The 4,716-nt window shown below is 64.8% G+C and carries 4 protein-coding genes; all 4 read right to left on the bottom strand.

Annotated elements, in window-relative coordinates; all coding sequences use genetic code 11:
* Positions 1-1,444 (bottom strand): GTP-binding protein (locus AB3X43_RS19210; protein WP_369431481.1); only part of this gene is annotated, 1,444 nt, incomplete at its 3' end.
* Positions 1,445-1,478: 34 nt separating this feature from the next.
* Positions 1,479-2,462, bottom strand: a complete 984-nt coding sequence (truB, locus tag AB3X43_RS19205) for a tRNA pseudouridine(55) synthase TruB (RefSeq protein WP_369431480.1) — start codon at positions 2,460-2,462, stop codon at positions 1,479-1,481.
* Positions 2,459-2,875 carry a 30S ribosome-binding factor RbfA gene (rbfA, locus tag AB3X43_RS19200; protein ID WP_369431479.1) on the bottom strand — a complete coding sequence of 139 codons (417 nt, stop codon included), beginning with the start codon at positions 2,873-2,875 and terminating at the stop codon, positions 2,459-2,461. The genes truB and rbfA overlap by 4 nt, the downstream gene beginning before the upstream one ends.
* A 90-nt stretch (positions 2,876-2,965) precedes the next feature.
* Positions 2,966-4,716, bottom strand: a 1,751-nt coding sequence (gene infB / locus AB3X43_RS19195) for a translation initiation factor IF-2 (protein ID WP_369431478.1), incomplete at its 5' end; no start/stop codon positions are given.

Genomic DNA, 4,716 nt, shown 5'->3' with positions numbered 1-4,716 from the left:
CCTTGTGCGGCTCATAGCCTTCGAAGATGTTCGCGATCAGGCCCGAACCACGGGTCAGGTTCAGGAACTCGTTCGAGAACCCGATCAGGCCACGCGCCGGGATGCGGTACTCCAGGCGCACGCGGCCACGGCCGTCCGGCACCATGTTGACCAGTTCGCCCTTGCGCTCGCCGAGGGCCTGCATGACGCCACCCTGGTGCTGCTCTTCGACGTCGGCGGTGACCATCTCGATCGGCTCGCACTTCTCGCCGTTGATCTCCTGGAACACCACGCGCGGCTTCGACACGGCCAGCTCGTAGCCCTCGCGGCGCATGTTTTCCAGCAGGATGGTCAGGTGCAGTTCGCCGCGGCCCATCACCTCGAAGATGCCGTCTTCGTCGGTTTCCTTGACGCGCAGCGCAACGTTGGACTGGAGTTCCTTCTGCAGGCGGTCCCAGATCTGGCGGCTGGTGACGTACTTGCCTTCGCGGCCCGCCAGCGGGCTGGTGTTGACGCAGAAGTTCATCGTCAGCGTCGGCTCGTCGATCTTGAGCATCGGCAGCGGCGAAGGATTGGCCGGATCGGTGATGGTCACCCCGATGCCGATGCCTTCGATGCCGTTGATCAGCACGATGTCGCCCGGGCCGGCTTCGGTGGTCTGCACGCGGTCGAGGCCCTGGAAGGTCAGCACCTGGTTGATGCGGCCCTTGATGGCCTTGCCGTCCGGGCCTTCCATCACCAGCACGTCCATCGACGGCTTGATGGTGCCCTGGCTCACACGGCCCACGCCGATGCGACCGACGAAGGTGGAGTAGTCGAGCGACGAGATCTGCAACTGCAGCGGTGCCGAGGCGTCACCGCTGTTGGCCGGCACGTGCTTGAGCACGGTGTTGAACAGGGCCGACATGTCCTGGCCCCACTGCTCGCCCGGTGCGCCCTCTTCGAGCGACGCCCAGCCGTTGATGCCCGAGGCATAGACGACGGGGAAGTCGAGCTGCTCGTCGGTGGCACCCAGCTTGTCGAACAGGTCGAACGCGGCGTTGATGACGGCATCCGGCTTCGCGCCCGGCTTGTCGACCTTGTTGACCACGACGATCGGCTTCAGCCCCAGGGCCAGCGCCTTCTTGGTCACGAAGCGCGTCTGCGGCATCGGGCCTTCCTGCGCGTCGATCAGCAGCACCACGCCGTCGACCATCGACAGCGCGCGCTCGACTTCACCGCCGAAGTCGGCGTGTCCGGGTGTGTCGACGATGTTGATGTGCGTACCCTCCCAGCTCACGGCGCAGTTCTTGGCCAGGATGGTGATGCCGCGTTCCTTTTCGATCGCGTTGTTGTCCATCACGCAGTCGACGACCTTTTCATGGTCGGCGAAGGTGCCGCTCTGGCGCAGGAGTTGGTCCACCAGGGTGGTCTTGCCATGGTCGACGTGGGCGATGATGGCGATGTTGCGGATTTGCTTGGTCATGGGGTTGTACGCCAGGGGTGTGGCCGTTCGGGTTTCAGGACGGCTGCAGGGCCTGGACTTCAAGAGGGCTCAGGAGCCGATCGGCGATCAGCTCGCCGGCAGTGATGTGGGCGCTGCCCAGCAGGGCGCGACCGTCGGGACCATAGACACGCACGCGCTCGGCATCGGCTTGACCCGTGCGGCGGCGCATGCCCGAGAGGAAACGACCGGCGTCTTCAGTGTTCAGATGCACCGCCGGCCAGTCCGACAGCAGTACATCGACGGGCAGCACCCGTGCATCGCGCCCGGCCTCGTCCATCGCCACCAGGGCGTCGAGCGTGACCGAACCGCGCAGATCGACCGGGCCGCTGGCGATGCGCCGCAGTCCGGACAGGTGGGCGCCACAGCCAAGCACTTCACCGATGTCCTCGGCCAGCGTGCGGATGTAGGTGCCCTTGGTGCACAGCACGTCGATCACCAGCGTTTCCGGCCGGTCAGCCTGCCACGCGATGATGTCGATGCGGTGAATCGTCACCTGCCGTGGCTGGCGCTCGATGGTGATGCCGGCGCGGGCGTACTCGTAGAGCGCCTTGCCGTTGTGCTTGAGCGCCGACTGCATCGGCGGCAGTTGCGAAATCGGACCGGTGAAGCGCGCGCATGCCGCGTCGATCAGCGCGCGGTCCACCTGCACCGGACGCTCCTCGATCACCTCGCCTTCGCGGTCACCGCCCACGGTGCGCTGACCAAGGTGCAGCGTCGCCCGGTAGCCCTTGTCGGCCTCCAGGCTCACTTGCGAGAACTTGGTGGCTGCGCCGAAGCAGATCGGCAGCAGGCCAGTCGCCAGCGGGTCGAGTGTGCCGGTGTGCCCCGCCTTCTCGGCGCGGAACAGGCGCTTGACCTTCTGCAGGGCATCGTTGCTCGACAGGCCGATGGGCTTGTCGAGCAGCAGCACGCCATGCACCGCGCGGCGCTGGATGCGCACGCGGGGCGGCATCGGGGCCACCACGTCAGCAGCCACCGGGGTCACGTCGGCACTCATCTGGAAGCGTCGTCCTTCGATTCGTTGTCCACCACAGCGTCTGCCGGAGCCTCGTCCGGAACGCGCTGCGAATTGGCCAGGGTGATCAGCGCACTCAGCTCGGCCGCCCGCTCGGTGGTGCGGTCGAAATGGAAGTGCAAGGTCGGCACGGTGTGGATCTGCAGCCGCTTGAACAGGCCGTTGCGCAGGAAGCCAGCCGCCTCGTTGAGCGCCACTTCGGTCTCGTTCGCCTCGCCGATCAGCACCGAGAAACGGATGCGGGCATGGGCGTAGTCCGGCGTGATGTCCACGGCGCTGATCGTGACCATGCCGATGCGCGGATCTTTGAGCTCGCGGATCAGCTCGGCCACATCGCGCTGGATCTGGTCGGCCACCCGGAAGCTGCGGTTGGGAATGGAACGCTTGTGTCGCATGGATATCGCACCGAAGTCCATGGCAATGAACCACGGAAAAACAACGAGGCCCCGACACAACGTCGGGGCCCGGAACGCAGGAGCGAAGCCTTACAGCGTACGCGCCACTTCCTTGATCTCGAAGAACTCCAGCTGATCGCCTTCAGCGATGTCGGTGTAGTTCTTGAGCTTGATACCGCACTCGAAGCCTTCCTTGACTTCCTTCACATCGTCCTTCAGGCGGCGGATCGAATCGACTTCGCCGGTGTAGATGACGATGTTCTGGCGCAGCAGGCGGAACTTGCAGCTGCGACGCACCAGACCGGAAGTGACCATCGAGCCGGCAATGGTACCGATCTTGGTCGCCACGAACACGGTGCGGATTTCCGCCGAACCGATGACCTCTTCGCGCTGCTCCGGTGCCAGCATCCCCGACATGGCGGCTTTGATCTCGTCGACCGCGTCGTAGATGATGTTGTAGTAGCGCAGATCCACGCCGTTGTTGTCGGCGAGCTTGCGCGCACCGGCATCCGCACGGGTGTTGAAGCCGATGATGACCGCCTTCGAGGCGATCGCCAGGTTGACGTCCGACTCGCTGATGCCACCCACCGCTGCGTGCACGATCTGGACCTTGACCTCGTCGGTCGACAGCTTGAGCAGCGAAGTGGCCAGCGCCTCCTGCGAACCCTGCACATCGGCCTTGATGATCAGCGGCAGCATCTGTGCAGCGCCCTGGCCCATGCCCTCGAAAATGTTCTCGAGCTTGGCGGCCTGGCGCTTGTTCAGGTTGACTTCGCGGTACTTGCCCTGGCGGAACGTAGCGATTTCACGGGCACGGCGTTCATCCGCCAGCACCATGAATTCGTCGCCCGCCGACGGCACTTCGGTCAGACCCTGGATTTCCACCGGGATGGACGGACCCGCTTCCTGGCACGCCTTGCCGTTCTCGTCGAGCATGGCACGCACGCGGCCGTAGCTCTGGCCCGCCAGCACGGCATCGCCGCGCTTGAGCGTGCCGGACTGGATCAGCACGGTCGCGACCGGGCCGCGGCCCTTGTCCAGACGGGCTTCGATCACGAGACCCTTGGCCAGCGCCACGACCGGAGCGCGCAGTTCCAGCACTTCGGCCTGCAGCAGCACCTGCTCCAGCAGCGCGTCAATGCCTTGACCGGTCTTGGCCGACACCAGGCAGAACGGCGACTCGCCGCCGAACTCTTCCGGAATCACGCCTTCGGCGACCAGCTCGCTCTTGACACGTTCGAGGTTCGAATCAGGCTTGTCGATCTTGTTGATCGCCACCACGATCGGCACACCCGCCGCCTTGGCGTGGTGGATGGCTTCCTTGGTCTGCGGCATCACGCCGTCGTCCGCCGCCACCACGAGGATGACGATGTCGGTGGCCTTCGCACCACGGGCACGCATTGCCGTGAAGGCTTCGTGACCCGGGGTGTCGAGGAAGGTGATCACGCCACGTTCGGTCTCGACGTGGTAAGCGCCGATGTGCTGGGTGATGCCACCGGCTTCACCCATGGCGACACGGGTGGTGCGGATGTAGTCGAGCAACGAGGTCTTGCCGTGGTCGACGTGACCCATGACGGTGACCACCGGAGGACGGGGCAGCGATTCGCCGGATTCAGCAGCGTTTTCCTCCTCGAGGAACGCATCCGGATCGTCCAGCTTGGCCGCGAACGCCTTGTGGCCCATTTCCTCGACGAGGATCATGGCCGTCTCCTGGTCGAGCTGCTGGTTGATGGTGACCATCTGACCCAGCTTCATCAACTGCTTGATGACCTCGGACGCCTTGACCGACATCTTGTGTGCCAGATCGGCCACCGAGATGGTTTCAGGCACATGGACCTCAT

The organism is Sphaerotilus sp. (assembly GCF_041083715.1).
Taxonomy (GTDB): Bacteria; Pseudomonadota; Gammaproteobacteria; order Burkholderiales; family Burkholderiaceae_C; genus Sphaerotilus.
The sequence above is the reverse complement of the archived record's forward strand: the minus strand, read 5'-3'. Positions and strand labels throughout refer to the sequence as shown.

What these genes read in the sequence shown, in the direction of transcription:
- truB (WP_369431480.1), bottom strand. Translation starts at nt 2,462, where the DNA reads ATGAGTGCCGACGTGACCCCGGTGGCTGCTGACGTGGTGGCCCCGATG.
- rbfA (WP_369431479.1), bottom strand. Translation starts at nt 2,875, where the DNA reads ATGCGACACAAGCGTTCCATTCCCAACCGCAGCTTCCGGGTGGCCGAC.